This is a genomic window from Mesorhizobium amorphae CCNWGS0123 (assembly GCF_001686985.1).
Taxonomy (GTDB): Bacteria; Pseudomonadota; Alphaproteobacteria; order Rhizobiales; family Rhizobiaceae; genus Mesorhizobium; species Mesorhizobium amorphae.
Genome location: NZ_CP015318.1, coordinates 4,850,794 through 4,866,582, shown reverse-complemented (window position 1 = coordinate 4,866,582; position 15,789 = coordinate 4,850,794). Strand labels below are relative to the sequence as shown.

12 protein-coding genes are annotated in these 15,789 nt (G+C 64.5%); all 12 read left to right on the top strand.

The genetic code is table 11. The annotated features are described in order from the left end of the window. The 12 genes from murG (at position 1) to A6B35_RS22960 (ending at position 15,723) form a co-directional block, all read left to right on the top strand. Entirely contained in the window at positions 1–1,125 is a 1,125-nt protein-coding gene (murG, locus tag A6B35_RS23015) for an undecaprenyldiphospho-muramoylpentapeptide beta-N-acetylglucosaminyltransferase (protein ID WP_006204865.1), read from the top strand. Next, positions 1,122–2,528 carry a UDP-N-acetylmuramate--L-alanine ligase gene (gene murC, locus A6B35_RS23010; RefSeq protein WP_006204866.1) on the top strand — a complete coding sequence of 469 codons (1,407 nt, stop codon included), beginning with the start codon at positions 1,122–1,124 and terminating at the stop codon, positions 2,526–2,528. The genes murG and murC overlap by 4 nt, the downstream gene beginning before the upstream one ends. Further along, a complete protein-coding gene (gene murB, locus A6B35_RS23005) occupies positions 2,525–3,490 on the top strand; it encodes a UDP-N-acetylmuramate dehydrogenase (RefSeq protein ID WP_040583581.1) in 966 nt (321 codons plus the stop codon). Before murC ends, murB begins: the two co-directional genes overlap by 4 nt. Positions 3,491–3,800: 310 nt before the next feature. Next, positions 3,801–4,727 carry a D-alanine--D-alanine ligase gene (locus tag A6B35_RS23000; RefSeq protein WP_006204868.1) on the top strand — a complete coding sequence of 309 codons (927 nt, stop codon included), beginning with the start codon at positions 3,801–3,803 and terminating at the stop codon, positions 4,725–4,727. Beyond that, a complete protein-coding gene (locus tag A6B35_RS22995) occupies positions 4,715–5,656 on the top strand; it encodes a cell division protein FtsQ/DivIB (RefSeq protein WP_040583583.1) in 942 nt (313 codons plus the stop codon). Before A6B35_RS23000 ends, A6B35_RS22995 begins: the two co-directional genes overlap by 13 nt. Continuing rightward, a complete protein-coding gene (gene ftsA / locus A6B35_RS22990) occupies positions 5,653–6,960 on the top strand; it encodes a cell division protein FtsA (protein ID WP_006204870.1) in 1,308 nt (435 codons plus the stop codon). The genes A6B35_RS22995 and ftsA overlap by 4 nt, the downstream gene beginning before the upstream one ends. Before the next feature lie 68 nt (positions 6,961–7,028). Continuing rightward, positions 7,029–8,687 carry a cell division protein FtsZ gene (ftsZ, locus tag A6B35_RS22985; protein WP_006204871.1) on the top strand — a complete coding sequence of 553 codons (1,659 nt, stop codon included), beginning with the start codon at positions 7,029–7,031 and terminating at the stop codon, positions 8,685–8,687. Between the two features lie 281 nt (positions 8,688–8,968). Further along, a complete protein-coding gene (gene lpxC, locus A6B35_RS22980; RefSeq protein WP_006204872.1) occupies positions 8,969–9,916 on the top strand; it encodes a UDP-3-O-acyl-N-acetylglucosamine deacetylase in 948 nt (315 codons plus the stop codon). Between the two features lie 217 nt (positions 9,917–10,133). Then, positions 10,134–11,003 (top strand): outer membrane protein assembly factor BamD, encoded by an 870-nt coding sequence (locus A6B35_RS22975; protein ID WP_006204873.1) that lies wholly within the window; start codon positions 10,134–10,136, stop codon positions 11,001–11,003. Then, entirely contained in the window at positions 11,003–12,676 is a 1,674-nt protein-coding gene (gene recN, locus A6B35_RS22970) for a DNA repair protein RecN (RefSeq protein WP_006204874.1), read from the top strand. The genes A6B35_RS22975 and recN overlap by 1 nt, the downstream gene beginning before the upstream one ends. 153 nt (positions 12,677–12,829) lie before the next feature. Continuing rightward, positions 12,830–15,037: an NAD-dependent DNA ligase LigA gene (gene ligA, locus A6B35_RS22965; protein ID WP_006204875.1), complete on the top strand. Its 2,208-nt coding sequence runs from the start codon at positions 12,830–12,832 to the stop codon at positions 15,035–15,037. After that, positions 15,037–15,723 (top strand): DUF2461 domain-containing protein, encoded by a 687-nt coding sequence (locus A6B35_RS22960; RefSeq protein ID WP_006204876.1) that lies wholly within the window; start codon positions 15,037–15,039, stop codon positions 15,721–15,723. Before ligA ends, A6B35_RS22960 begins: the two co-directional genes overlap by 1 nt. Positions 15,724–15,789 lie beyond the last annotated feature (66 nt).

The following is a 15,789-nucleotide window of genomic DNA, read 5'->3' as shown; positions in this document are numbered from 1 at the left end:
ATGTCGAGGGGTGTGATTCTTCTGGCGGCTGGCGGCACGGGCGGACATCTGTTCCCGGCCGAGGCGTTGGCGCATGAGTTGAGCGAGCGCGGCTGGGCGGTGCATCTGGCCACCGACCACCGTGTCGAGCGCTTTTCCAGCCATTTTCCAGGCGCCGTCCATCCGATCCAATCGGCGACCCTGGGATCGAAGAATCCCGTCGCGGTTCTCGGCGCCTTCTGGAAGATCTGGCGCGGGGTGCGCCAGGCTTCCGGCATCATCGCCCGGTTCAAGCCGGAAGTTGTCGTCGGCTTCGGCGGCTATCCGACGCTGCCGCCGCTCTATGCGGCGACCAGGCGCAAGGTTCCGACGCTGATCCACGAGCAGAACGCGGTGATGGGCCGCGCCAACCGGGCGCTGGCAGCCCGTGTCGACGCCATCGCCGGCGGCTTCCTGCCCGAGGATGAAAGTGCAGCGGGCGCCAAGACGGTGACCACTGGCAACCCGGTCAGGCCGCAAGTGCTGGAGGCGGCAAAGACGCCCTACGCGGCCTCGACAGAGGACCAGCCGTTCCGGCTGCTGGTGTTCGGCGGCAGCCAAGGCGCGCAGTTCTTCTCCGATGCGGTGCCGGCGGCCATCGCGTTGCTGACGGAGCCTCAGCGCAAACGCCTGACGATAACCCAGCAAGCGCGCGCGGAGGACGTGGCGCGGGTCAAGTCGGCCTACGCCGCTCTCGGCGTCGACGCACAGGTCTTGCCCTTCTTCACCGACATGGCGGTGCGGATGGCGGCGGCACATCTGGTGATGTCACGCTCGGGGGCCTCCACGGTCTCGGAAATCGCCGTCATCGGCAGGCCGGCGTTGCTGGTGCCCTATCCGCACGCGCTCGACCACGACCAGGCGGCCAATGCCGCGGCGCTCGCCGCAGCGGGCGGGGCCGAGGTGCATGCTCAATCCACGCTTTCGCCCGAGCGCATCGCGGCATTGATCGGCGGGTTGATGGACGACCCCGACAGGCTGACGGCCATGGCCGCGGCCGCCAGATCGGCCGGAAAACCGGACGCGGCGCGGTTGCTCGCCGATCTGACAGAGGCTATTGCGTCCAGGAAAACCGTTTCGGATTTCAGGAAGGAGACGCACGCATGAAGATGCCGCAGACGATCGGCCTTGTGCATTTCATCGGCATTGGCGGCATCGGCATGAGCGGCATCGCCGAGGTGCTGCACAATCTCGGCTACAGGGTGCAGGGCTCCGATCAGGCAGACAGCGCCAATGTGCAGCGGCTGCGCGACAAGGGCATCGAGTGCTTCGTCGGCCACAGGGAAGAAAACCTCGGAGACGCCGAAGTGGTGGTCGTTTCGACCGCGATCAAGAAATCCAACCCGGAGCTGAAGGCGGCGCGCGAGAAGCTGCTGCCTGTCGTGCGGCGGGCCGAGATGCTGGCCGAACTGATGCGCTTCCGCCAGGCGGTGGCGATCGGCGGCACCCACGGCAAGACGACGACGACCTCGATGGTGGCGACGCTGCTCGAAGCCGGAGGCCTCGACCCGACAGTGATCAATGGCGGCATCATCAACGCCTATGGCACCAACGCCCGCATGGGTGACGGCGAATGGATGGTGGTCGAGGCCGATGAGAGCGACGGCACCTTCCTGAAGCTGCCGGCCGAGATAGCCGTCGTCACCAATATCGATCCCGAACATCTCGACCACTATGGCAGTTTCGACAAGGTGCGCGAGGCGTTTCGCCAGTTCGTCGAGAACGTGCCGTTCTACGGCTTCGGCGTGATGTGCACCGACCATCCGGAAGTGCAGGCGCTGGTCGGCAGCATCGAGGACCGGCGTGTCATCACCTATGGCGAGAACGCACAGGCCGACGTTCGCTTCACCAACCACCGCATGGCCGGCGCCATATCGGAGTTCGACGTGGTGATCCGCGACCGCAAAGGCCGCGGCCAGATGACGATATCGGGCCTGCGCCTGCCGATGCCCGGCCGTCACAATGTTTCCAACGCGACGGCGGCGATCGCGGTCGCGCATGAGCTCGGCCTGTCGGCCGAGGCGATCAAGAAGGGTCTGTCGTCCTTCGCCGGCGTCAAGCGGCGCTTCACCCATACCGGCTCGTGGAATGGCGTCGACATATTCGACGACTACGGCCACCACCCGGTCGAGATCACCGCGGTGCTGAAGGCCGCACGCAGCGCCACCGCTGGCCGCGTCATCGCCATTGCGCAGCCACATCGCTTCACCCGGCTGCACGATCTGTTCAACGAATTCTCGGTCTGCTTCAACGATGCCGATACGGTCATGGTGGCGCCCGTCTATGCGGCGGGCGAGGAGCCGATCGACGGCGTGACGTCGGACGCACTGGTGTCGCGCATTCGCGCCGGCGGCCATCGCGACGCGCGCTACATCGAGGGCCCTGCCGCGATTGCGCCTGTCATCCGCGATCTGGCCAAGCCGGGTGACTTCGTCGTCTTCCTCGGCGCCGGCAACATCACGCAATGGGCCTATACGTTGCCCAAGGAACTTGGCGGGACAATCTCATGATGCGCGGCCAGGCGTTGATCGACAAGCTTGGCGACCGGATTGCCGGCCTGCGCGGCCGCATCACGCCCAATGCCGAAATGGACAAGATCACCTGGTTCCGCGCCGGCGGGCTTGCTGAAGCCCTGTTCCAGCCGGCCGACGAGGAGGATCTCGCTGAATTCCTGCGGGCGGTTCCCGAAGACGTACCGCTGATGGTGGTCGGCGTCGGTTCGAACCTCCTGGTGCGCGACGGCGGCATTGCCGGCTTCGTCGTCCGTCTTTCGGCGAAAGGCTTCGGCGAGGCTGAAGTCATCGGGCCAACCTCTATCAAGGCGGGTGCGGCGACGCCGGACAAGCGGGTCGCCGCCGTCGCCTACGAGGCGGGCATTGGCGGCTTTCATTTCTACCACGGCATTCCGGGCGCCGTAGGCGGTGCGCTCAGGATGAACGCAGGCGCCAATGGCGTCGAGACACGCGAGCGCGTCGTCGAGGTGCGGGCGCTCGACCGCAAGGGCAATGTCCATACGCTGAGCAATGCCGATATGGGCTATGCCTACCGCCATTCGTCGGCGCCTTCAGGGCTGATCTTCACTTCGGCGACTTTCGAAGGAACCTTGCAGGACCAGGCTGAGATCAAGGCAGCGATGGATGCCGTGCAGAACCATCGCGAGACGGTGCAGCCGATCCGCGAGAAGACCGGCGGCTCGACCTTCAAGAATCCGGAGGGCACTTCGGCCTGGAGGGAGATCGACAAGGCCGGCTGCCGCGGGCTGATGATCGGCGGCGCGCAGATGTCGCCGATGCACTGCAACTTCATGATCAACACGGGAACCGCGACCGGCTACGACCTCGAATATCTCGGCGAGACGGTGCGGGCACGGGTGCTTGAACATTCAGGCATCCGGCTGCAATGGGAAATCAAGCGCCTCGGCGATTTCCGGCAGGGCCATGCCGTGCAGGAATTTCTCGGGCAGCTGCTTTAAGGCGTATTAGCGTGCGCTGAAGTTCATGTGATGCATTAACTTCATGGACCCGAAATACCCGCGCGACCGTTGCTCCAAAGACTCACAACACAGTTTTCGTAGCTGTTTTCGCGGAAAGTGAATCTGTCGGATTCATAAGCACTTGCCAGCGAATCAACTCTCTGATTCTCTGCCCTAAAGCGTTTCCTGATTTGAGTCGTTCGACGCGTCACCCGCGTTTTCCGTCTGGGGGGCAACCTGCCGGGAGACTCGGACTCAATGTTGCGGAAACATTGGTTGCGGACCCGCCGTGAGAGGGGATGACGGGAAAATGAAAAGCAAGCATGTGGCCGTCCTCCTGGGTGGATTCTCGTCGGAGCGGCCCGTGTCTCTGTCCTCGGGGAAAGCGTGTGCCGATGCGCTTGAGAAGGAAGGCTGCCAGGTCACCCGCGTCGATGTTGCGCGCGATGTCGGCGCCGTGCTTGCCGAGCTCAAGCCTGACGTCGTCTTCAACGCGCTGCATGGTCCATTCGGCGAGGATGGCACCATCCAGGGCATCCTCGAATATCTGGCCATTCCCTACACCCATTCCGGCGTGCTCGCCTCGGCGCTTGCCATGAACAAGGAGCTGGCCAAGAAGGTCGTCAAGGCGGTCGGCGTTCCGGTGGCGGAATCGAAGGTGACCAACCGCTTCGCCATCCAGAGCAAGCATCCGATGAAGCCGCCCTATGTGGTCAAGCCGGTCAACGAAGGATCGAGCTTCGGCGTGGTCATCGTGCATGAGGGGCAGTCGCATCCGCCGCAGGTCATCGGCTCGTCGGAATGGAAATACGGCGATACCGTCATGGTCGAGCGGTACGTGCATGGGCGCGAGCTGACCTGCGCGGTGATGGGTGACGTGGCGCTCGGTGTCTGCGAGATCATCCCGACCGGCCATTCCTTCTACGACTATGATTCAAAATACGTCGCGGGCGGATCAAAACACGAAACCCCTGCTAAAATTTCACCGAATATTTACCAAAAAATACAGACACTGGCGCTCAAGGCTCACCAAGCTATCGGTTGCCGGGGCGTCTCCCGGTCGGACTTCCGTTACGACGACCGTCACTCCGAGAACGGCGAGGTTGTCTGGCTCGAGGTCAACACCCAGCCGGGCATGACGCCGACGTCTCTGGTGCCCGAAATCGCCGCGCATGCGGGACATTCGTTCGGCGATTTGTTGAGTTGGATGGTGGAGGACGCTTCGTGTCTGCGTTGAAATGGGGCCAGGGCAAGGGGATGGGCGCGGCTGGGCCGACGCTGTTCGGCGTGCCGCTGTCTTTCGACCATTTCGTGCTGCCGCGGCTGCTTCGCCGGCCGGTGCGCGTGCTTGCGCGCCTGGGCGAGGGTGAGTTCACTGCGCCGCCTTTCTGCGCCGCCATCCTGTCGGCGGTCCTCATCGGATCGAGCAGCGCCTATGGCGCCTATCTTGGCGGCTACACGGACAGCATCGTCCAGGGCATCACTGCCCGCACGGGCTTCGCCGTCGACCAGATCAAGGTGGTCGGTAATCGCGAAACCTCAGAGATCGACATACTGGACCGGCTTCAGCTCGACGGCTGGACCTCGCTGATCGGCTTCGACGCCGAAGCTGCGCGCGAGCGGATCGCGACGCTGCCCTGGGTCGAGGTCGCCGCGGTGCGCAAGGTCTATCCGCATACGCTGGAAGTGCGCATCGAGGAACGTGAGCCTTTCGCGCTCTGGCAGCAGGGCAATACACTTTCGGTGATCGAGCGGTCCGGCGAGGTGATCGCGCCGTTCTCTGGTGGCAAGCAGGCTTTGCTGCCGCTGATCATCGGCACCGGCGCGCCGGCCAAGGCCCCGGATTTCCTGGCCAAGATCAAGAAATATCCGGAGCTGGCGGCGCGGGTCAAAGGCTATATCCGCATTGGCGAACGGCGCTGGGACCTGAAGCTCGAGAACGGCATCACGATCAAGCTGCCGGAGGATGGCGAGGATCAGGCGATCGCCGACCTGGTCAGGATGGATCACGACAACGGGCTTTTGACGCGCGACATCGCCGCCGTCGACATGCGCCTGTCCGACCGTCTCGTCGTGCAGTTGACGCCGGAAGCGGCGACGCAGCGCGAGGCGGCGCTGAACGAAAAGCCGCAGAAGCCGAAGCACAAGCCGGAGACGAAGATATGAGCTGGCTCGGCGGCAACAATGATGCCTCCTCGCGCCGCTCCGGCACATTGACGGTGCTGGATGTCGGTTCGAGCAAGGTTTGCTGCGTGGTGGCGAAGCTGAAGCCGCGCGACGACGGCAAGCTGTTGCGCGGACGCTCGCATCGCATCCAGGTGATCGGCATCGGCCACCAGAAATCGCAAGGCGTGAAGTCGGGCGTCGTCGTCGATCTCGACCGCGCCGAGCATGCCATCCGCCTCGCCGTCGACGCAGCCGAGCGCATGGCGGGGCTGACGGTGGATTCGCTGATCGTCAACATGACGGCCGGCCGGCTGAAGAGCGAAGCCTACTCGGCCACCATCAACCTTGGCGGCCATCAGGCCGACGAGGCCGACATCAAGCGGGTGCTGGCCGCCGGCGCCAAGCAGGCGCTCAAGACCGAACGCGAGGTGATCCATTCGCTTCCCGTCGGCTTCTCGCTGGATTCCGAGCGCGGCGTGCGCGATCCGCGCGGCATGGTCGGTGAATCGCTCGGTGTCGACATGCATGTGCTGACCGGCGATGCGGCGCCGCTGCGCAATCTGGAGCTCTGCATCAACCGCTCGCATCTGTCGGTCGAGCGCATGGTGGCGACGCCCTATGCCAGCGGGCTTGCCGCCCTGGTCGACGACGAGCTCGAAATGGGCGCGGCCTGCATCGACATGGGCGGCGGCACGACGACGATCTCGGTGTTCTCGGAAGGCAAGTTCGTCCATGGCGACGCCATCGCCATCGGCGGCAACCATGTGACGCTGGATATGGCCAAGGGCCTGTCGACCTCGCTCGACGCGGCCGAGCGGCTCAAGGTGATGCATGGCTCGGCGCTGCCCGGCAGCGCCGACGACCGCGACCTGGTTTCGATCCAGCCGATCGGCGAAGAGGGCGAGATGCCGCTGCAGGTGCCGCGCTCGATGATGACGCGCATCATCCGCGCCCGCATCGACGAAACGCTCGAGCTTTTGCGCGACCGGCTGAACAAGTCCGGCTACGGCAACGCCGTCGGCAAGCGTGTCGTGCTCACCGGCGGCGCCAGCCAGCTTTCCGGCCTGCCGGAAGCGGCGCGCCGCATTCTCGGGCGCAATGTGCGCATCGGCCGCCCGCTCGGCGTGGCGGGCCTGCCGGAAGCGGCCAAGGGGCCGGCATTCTCGACCCCGGTCGGGCTGCTGATCTATCCGCAGATGGCGAACTTCGAGAGCCATCCTGCGAAAGGAATTTCCGGTCTCAGGATGACCGGAACGGGTGGAAAACTGCATCGCATGAGTCAGTGGTTGAGAGACAGTTTCTAAAATTGACGGGGACAGCCCCATAGGCGGCCGCAGCGGCGAAGCGGCGGGAAAGGCAAAGGACGGAGACAATGACGATCAATCTGCAAAAGCCGGACATCACCGAGCTGAAGCCACGCATCACCGTGTTCGGTGTCGGCGGCGGCGGCGGCAATGCCGTCAACAACATGATCACCGCCGGCTTGCGCGGTGTCGAATTCGTGGTGGCCAACACCGACGCCCAGGCACTGACCATGTCGAAGGCTGAGCGGCTGATCCAGCTCGGTGCGCATGTCACCGAGGGGCTCGGTGCCGGATCGCAGCCGGAAGTCGGACGCGCGGCGGCTGAGGAATGCATCGACGAGATCATCGATCATCTCTCCAACACCCATATGTGCTTCGTCACCGCCGGCATGGGCGGCGGCACCGGCACGGGTGCTGCGCCGGTGGTGGCGCGGGCCGCGCGTGAGAAGGGGATCCTCACCGTCGGCGTCGTCACCAAGCCGTTCCATTTCGAAGGCCAGCGCCGCATGAAGACGGCCGACCTGGGCATCGAGGAACTGCAGAAATGCGTCGATACGCTGATCGTCATCCCCAACCAGAACCTGTTCCGGCTGGCCAATGACAAGACCACCTTCGCCGATGCCTTCGCCATGGCCGACCAGGTGCTCTACTCCGGCGTCGCCTGCATCACCGACCTGATGGTCAAGGAAGGCCTGATCAATCTCGACTTCGCTGACGTCCGTTCGGTGATGCGCGAGATGGGCAAGGCAATGATGGGCACGGGCGAAGCTTCGGGCGAGGGCCGCGCCATGGCCGCCGCCGAGGCAGCGATCGCCAACCCGCTGCTCGACGAGACCTCGATGAAGGGCGCCAAGGGCCTGCTGATCTCGATCACCGGCGGCCGCGACCTGACGCTGTTCGAGGTTGATGAGGCCGCGACCCGTATCCGCGAAGAGGTCGACCAGGACGCCAACATCATCCTGGGCGCCACGTTCGACGAAGAGCTCGAAGGCGTGATCCGCGTCTCGGTGGTGGCAACCGGCATCGACAAGTCCGCGGCTGAAATCGCCGCGGCACCGATCTCGATCCGCGCCGCGCCGCAGAAGCCGGTCAGCCGCCCGGCAGCCGCGATCGCGGAAAGCCGTCCGGCACCTGTCCAGCAGGCGGCCTACGAGCCGCGCGCGGTGGATCCGGTGGCCGAGGCCATCCAGCTTGCCGAGGCCAATGCGGCCGCCATGGCGCAGCCGCGTCCGGCTGCCCACGCGGAAGAGTTCCGCCCGCAGAGCAAGATCTTCCAGGCGCCGCCTGCCCAGCCGCAGCCGGTGGTTCAGCAGCAGGTCGTGCAGCCCGCACCGCTGCGGGAAATGCCGCAGCCGGTCGCCGCCGCACCGCAGCGTATGCCGCGCGTCGAGGATTTTCCGCCGGTGGTGAAGGCGGAAGTGGAAGCCAAGAGCCGCCCGGCCGACCACCATGAGAGCGGCGGCCCGATGGGCCTGCTCAAGCGCCTGACCAATGGGCTGACGCGTCGTGAGGAAGAGCCTGCACGGTTGCAGCCGGCGCAGCCGCGCGAACCCAAACTGCGCCAGGCGGCACCGGAAGTGCGCCGTCTTGCCAGCCAGGATCCGCAGCTCTACGCGCCGCGTCGCGGGCAGCTGGACGAGCAGGGCCGGCTGACGCCGCAGAGCCGGGCTGTGCAGGAAGACGACCAGCTGGAGATTCCGGCTTTCCTGCGCCGCCAGGCCAACTGACCTGTTAACGGTCCGTAACAATCGTTAACAGGCAGACAAGCGATTGTTTGCCTGTTAACGCAAAAAGAAGTTGTAAAACAGAGTGTTACGAGAGGTGTCTCGCTCCAGGTCGCGGTTACAGCAGGAAAGAAACCGTGATTTGGAGTCTCCCACCCGGACCACTATCTTCGCCCGGATTACCTTCGGTTTGCCGGGATTCGGGGAGTTGGCCCTGCCTGCCGATCACTTCAAGAGCCGCGCGCCCTCAGGGCTGATGAAGCGGACGATGGCAGTTTGGGCTTATGGGGTTTGTCTTGCAAGACTATCAGACGACACTTAAATCGCGTGCGACGCTGACTGGCACCGGCGTTCACAGCGGCAAGCCCGTTACCGTTCAATTCCTGCCCGCGGACGCCGACACCGGCATCCTTTTCCAGCTTACAAATGGCGGCGAGAGCCGCGAGTTCCGCGCCCTTGTCTCCGAAGTCGGCGCGACCGACCTCTGCACCATGCTGGGCGATCCGGCGGGCGAGCACATCGGCACCGTCGAGCACCTGATGGCCACGGTCTTCGGCCTTGGCCTCGACAATCTCATCATCGAGATCGACGGCCCCGAAGTCCCGATCCTGGACGGCAGCGCGATCGCGTTCGTGGAAGCCTTCGACCAGGCCGGCGTCGAGACGCTGCCGGTCAAGCGCCGCTACATAAGGGTGGTCAAGCCGGTTCGCATCGAGAACGGCGCGTCCTGGGCGGAATTCCGGCCCTATGACGGCACCCGCTTCGAGATCGAGATCGATTTCGAAAGCCCGGCGATCGGCCGTCAGCTGTTCGCGTCCGACATTAATGCCGACATTTTCCGCCGCGACATCGCGCGCGCCCGCACCTTCGGTTTCATGAAGGATGTCGAACGGCTGTGGGCGGCCGGCTACGCGCTCGGCTCGTCGCTGGAAAACTCGCTGGTGATCGGCGACGACAACCGCGTCATCAACATGGGCGGCTTGCGCTATCCCAATGAGTTCGCGCGCCACAAGACGCTGGACGCAATGGGCGACCTGGCACTGGCCGGCGCCCGCTTCATCGGCTGCTTCCGCTCCTATCGCGGCGGCCACAGGATGAATGCGGCGGCGTTGCGGCGGCTTTTGTCCGACCGTTCGGCATTCGAGATCGTCGAAACGACACGCCGCGAACGCGGTCGGAGCGCTGAGATGAGCGCCGTCAGCGCGCCCGTCTATGCGCCCTGGATGATCTGATTCTTAACGATTTTCTGGCTTGCTGGCCGCCGGGCTGTGTTGCATGGATGCATCACGGGTTGGTGAAATCATACGGTCACGGGCCTACCGCCAAACCGCCACAAAAATGTGCGATTGGCCGGAGATAGCGTTGCCGGGCAAGGCGGTTATGGTTTATGGCTGCTGCCCCAGACCCGAAATGACGACTGAAATGACGCCGAAAGGGCGGAATCCAATCATGTTCTTCAAGCGAGTTGGTCAATCGAAAGCGCCGCATAGGGCTGTTTTCCTGGCGCTTTCGGTGGTTGTCCCATCGCTCTTCCTGTCGGCCTGCATGTCGTCCGAGAAAGACGTCGACCTGTCGACCTATGTCGACCAGACCGAACCGGCCGACGTTCTGTACAATCAGGGCCTGGCCAATCTGAACGCCGGCCGTCTGGACGAGGCGAGCAAGAAGTTCGACGCCGTCGACCGCCAGCATCCCTATTCGGAATTCGCCCGCAAATCGATGGTGATGGGCGCCTTTGCCGATTACCGCGCAGGCCACTATGACGAGGCGATCGGCTCGGCCAAGCGCTATCTGACGCTTTATCCGTCGACCGACGATGCGGCTTACGCGCAGTACATCATCGGCCTGAGCTACTACCGGCAGATCAAGGACGTCACCCAGGACCAGAAGGAAGCACGCCAGACCGTGCAGACCATGCAGGATCTGGTGACGCGCTGGCCGACGTCCGAATATGTCGACGACGCCAAGGAGAAGATCCGCTTCGCCACCGACCAGCTGGCCGGCAAGGAGATGCAGATCGGCCGCTACTATCTCGAGCGCCGCGAATACATCGCCGCCGTCAAGCGGTTCCGCAATGTGGTCGAGAACTATTCCAACACCCGCCATGTCGAGGAAGCGTTGGCCCGCCTGACCGAGAGCTACTATGCGATGGGGCTGACGTCGGAAGCGCAGACCGCGGCGGCAGTGCTCGGCACCAACTATCCCGACAGCCAGTGGTACAAGGATTCCTACAAGCTCCTGCAGAGCAACGGGCTTCAGCCGCGTGAGAATGCCGGGTCGTGGATCTCCAAGGCCGGGAAGCTGATCACCGGCGCCTGATGCTTTCCAGGCTGTCGATCCGCGATATCGTTCTGATCGAGAAGCTGGACATCGACTTCTTGCCCGGCCTCTCCGTGCTGACGGGCGAAACTGGCGCCGGAAAATCCATCCTGCTTGACGCGTTGTCGCTGGCGCTCGGCGCCCGCGGCGACGCTTCGCTGGTCCGCCACGGCGCGGCACAGGGCCAAGTCATCGCGGTGTTCGACGTGCCGCGCAATCATCCGGCCCGGGCGCTGCTCGCCGAAAACGCCATCGAGGACGACGGCGACATCATCCTGCGCCGGGTGCAGACGGCCGATGGCCGTACGCGCGTCTTCGTCAACGACCAACCGTCCAGCGTCACCCTGATGCGCGATATCGGCCATGCGCTGGTCGAGATCCACGGCCAGCACGACGAGCGGGCGCTGGTCGATCCGGGCGCGCATCGCGACTTGCTCGACAGTTTCGGCGGCCATCTAGGCGCCGCGCGCGCGACAGGCGAGGCGTGGCGCTACTGGCGAAGCTGCGAGCAGGACTTTGCCAAACACCGCGCCAAGGTCGAGGCGGCGGCGAGAGAGGCAGACTATCTGCGCGCCTCGGTCGCGGAACTGGCCAAGCTCGATCCCCAGCCCGGCGAAGAGTCGCAGTTGGCGGAGCTGCGCGCCACGATGATGCGGGCGGAGAAGATCGCCTCGGAAATCCATGATGCGCAGGACGTGCTGTCGGGGCCATCCTCGCCCTTGCCGCAACTGGCCAGCCTTTTGCGGCGGCTGCAGCGCAAGGTGACGGAAGCGCCCGGTCTGCTCGACGATGTGGTCAAGTCGCTCGACGAGGCAATGCTGTCGCTTGACGCAGCGCAGTCGGGTGTCGAGGCAGCACTTCGCGCCACCGAATATGACCCGCAGCGGCTGGAGAAAGCGGAAGAGCGGCTGTTTGCGCTGCGCGCCGCCTCGCGCAAGCACAGCGTGGCGGTCGACGATCTGGCGCAACTGCGCGACACGATGGCCGCCGACCTCGCCGATCTCGATGCTGGTGAAGAGCGCCTGCACGGACTGGAGAAGCAGGCCGCCGCCGCGCGCGAGGCCTACGATATTTCCGCCGCACAGCTGTCGTCGCTTCGCCATGCCGCGGCGATAGGGCTCACCAGAGCCGTGATGGCCGAATTGCCGGCGCTGAAGCTCGAACGGGCCGAGTTCATCGTTTCGATGACCAGCGACGCCGAAAGCCGGATGGAAGAGGGCATCGACCAGGTCGAGTTCTGGGTGCGCACCAATCCCGGCACGAGGCCGGGGCCGATGATGAAGGTTGCTTCCGGCGGCGAGCTTTCGCGTTTCCTGCTGGCACTGAAAGTGGCGCTGGCGGACCGCGGCTCGGCACCGACGCTGGTCTTCGACGAGATCGACACCGGGGTTGGCGGCGCGGTGGCGGACGCCATCGGCCAGCGGCTGGCGCGGCTGTCGATGCGCGTTCAAGTGCTTTCGGTGACGCATGCGCCGCAGGTGGCGGCGCGCGCGGCGACGCATTTCCTGATCTCCAAATCCGGCGGCACCGACAAGGTCGCCACCGGCATCGCCGAGATGGACCGGGCGGCGCGCCAGGAGGAGATCGCGCGCATGCTGGCCGGCGCCACCATCACCGACGAGGCGCGCGCCGCGGCTGAACGGCTGCTGCGCGAGAATACGGCCGCGGCTTAGCCACACGCCATCCGGAGCTGAAAGCCCGGTCTTTCGGACAGAGTCAGGATATGGCTCCATCCCGCTGTTCAGGAATGATTTTCCCGTGCCAGGTCTCTCCCTCATGAGAGAATCCTGTTCTATTGTGTCGCGCCACGTTCAGGGAAGAAAAGCATGTCGGAAAAACCTGTCGATTCGCTCAGCGAAAGCGAGGCAGCCAGCGAGCTGGAGCGGCTGGCGGCAGAGATTGCCGAGCACGACCGGCGCTACCATACCGAGGATGCGCCGACGATCTCGGACGCGGAATATGACGCGCTGGCGCGGCGCAACCTTGCCATCGAGGAACGGTTCCCCGGTCTGGTCCGCGAGGATTCGCCGTCGCGTCGGGTCGGCGCGCCGCCGGCGGAAGGCTTTGCCAAGGTGCGCCATGCGGTGCCGATGCTCAGCCTCGCCAAGGCGTACACAGACGAGGACGTCACCGACTTCATCGAACGCGGCCGTCGGTTCTTCGACCGCGACAAGGATCTGGACATCGCCTTCACGGCTGAGCCGAAGATCGACGGGCTGTCGGCTTCGCTGCGTTATGAAGGCGGCGTGTTCGTGCAGGGTGCAACGCGCGGCGACGGCGCCGTCGGCGAGGACATCACCGCCAATCTCAAGACGATCGCTGACATCCCGAAGACGCTGAAGGGCTCAGGCTGGCCTGAGACGATCGAAATACGTGGCGAGGTCTACATGACCTACGCGGAATTCGAGGCGCTGAAGCAACGCTCGGCTGCAGCCGGCGGTCAGGACTATGTCAATCCGCGCAACACGGCGGCCGGGTCGCTGCGCCAGAAGGATCCATCGGTCACCGCCAGCCGCAACCTCAAATTCTTCGCCTACGCCTGGGGTTATACGTCGGAGGATCCCGCTCCGACCCAGTATGAATCGGTGCAAAAGTTCGCTGATTGGGGCTTCAAGATCAGTCCGCTGATGGTGCGGGCGAAATCGGTAGAGGAACTGGTCGCGCACTACCATTTGATCGAGGAGCAGCGCTCCTCGCTCGGCTATGACATAGACGGCGTCGTCTACAAGGTTGACCAGCTGGAGCTGCAGCGCAGATGGGGCTTCGTCACCGGCGAACCGCGCTGGGCCGTCGCTCACAAGTTTCCGGCCGAACAGGCGATGACGACAGTGCAGAAGATCGACATCCAGGTCGGCCGCACCGGCACGCTGGCGCCGGTTGCACGGCTTGCCCCCGTCACGGTCGGCGGCGTGGTGGTCGAGAACGTCACGCTTCACAATGAGGACTACATCAAGGGTCTGGACAGCACCGGCCAGCCGATCCGCGACGGCATCGACATACGCATCGGCGACACGGTGGTGATCCAGCGGGCGGGGGACGTCATTCCGCAGATCGTGAGTGTCGTCATCGACAAGCGTCCGTCCGATGCCGCGCCGTACGAATTCCCGCATAGCTGTCCGATCTGCGGCTCGCCCGCGACGCGCGAGATCAACGAGAAGACCGGCAAGGAGGATTCCCGCCGGCGCTGCACCGGCGAGTTGATCTGCGCCGCGCAAGCGGTGGAAGGATTGCGCCACTTCGTGTCACGCGGCGCCCTGGACATAGAAGGGCTGGGCGCCGAGAACATCGACACTTTCTTCAATGCGGGATTGATCAAAACAGCCGCCGATATCTTCACGCTCAAGGATCGTCGTCCCGCCGTCACCAAGGCGCTGGCCGAGCGGCGTGAGGAGCAGGCCAGGCAGCGCGAGGCTGCATCGGGCAAGACGCGCAAGAACGTGCGCAGTGTCGAGGACCGCAACTATGAAGGTCTCGACAAGCTTTTTGCAGCCATCGACTCCCGCCGCGAACCGGAACTCGACCGTTTCATCTTCGCGCTGGGCATCCGCCACATCGGCGATACGACGGCCGCCGTGCTTGCCCGGACCTTCTCGACCATCGAGGAGCTGATCCGCATCGGCAAGGAGACAGCGGCGGCGGCCGATCCGCACAGCGTCTTCCCATCGATCAACGGCATTGGCGATACGGTGATCGGCGCGCTTCGCGATTTCTTCGGCAATGAACGCAATGACGATGTGCTTGATGCGCTGCTCAAGCAGGTCAAGCCGAAGCCGTACGTCGTGGATGTCTCGGCCGGCAGCGAGGTCGCCGGCAAGACGATCGTGTTCACCGGCACGCTGGAAAAGGTGACGCGCTCCGAAGCCAAGGCGATGGCCGAACGTCTGGGAGCCAAGGTCGCGGGCTCGGTTTCCGCGAAGACCGACCTGGTGGTGGCGGGGCCGGGCGCCGGCTCCAAGCTGAAGGTTGCCACCGATCTCGGCATAGAGGTGATCGACGAAGACACCTGGCTGCAGCGGATCGGCAGGGGCGGCTGATGGCCGGCGCGTTCAAGGGGTTCGGGCAGAAGGCCATTCCATTCCTGAAGGCGCTGGATTTCCACCAGAGCCGGGAATGGTTCCAGGAGAACCGGGCGCTCTACGAAAGCGACCTGCACGAGCCGTTCTGCGATCTCGTCGAGACGCTGTCCGAACGCTTCCTGGCGGCGGGCCTCGGCCTGCGCGGCGACCGCAAGAAATCGCTGTTCCGGATCAACCGCGATGTGCGCTTTTCCAAGGACAAGCGGCCCTACAACCAGCACCTTTCCGCCATCCTGTCACCCGACGGCACCAAGATGGAGCAGGGCGTGTTCTTCGTTTACATAGGGGTCGACCGCTGCTTTGCCGGCGTTGCCTGGTGGCAGCCCGGCCCGGAGCTGCTCCAGGCGATGCGCAAAGCCATTACGGCCAAGCCGGCTGTATTCCGCGCCTTGGTGGCGGCACTGAAGAAGAACCGTCTCGAGATCGACACCGAAGGCTGCCTGAAACGCGCACCGCGTGGGTTCGAGGATGTCACGGACGCAGACCTTGCCCAGGCGATCCGCAACCGGCATTTCGCCGTCCGGCACAATTTCGATCCCGCGACGATCCATACGCCGGCCCTGGTCGACGACCTCGTCGATTTCACCATTCGCGCCAGGCCGCTGCTCGACTGGGGCAGGGCGATCCAGGGGAAGGCTGGATAACACCACCGGCGATCATTTCCGCTTATCGTTTGGCTCAAGCGAATTGGTGTGACAAGAAAGCCGGCT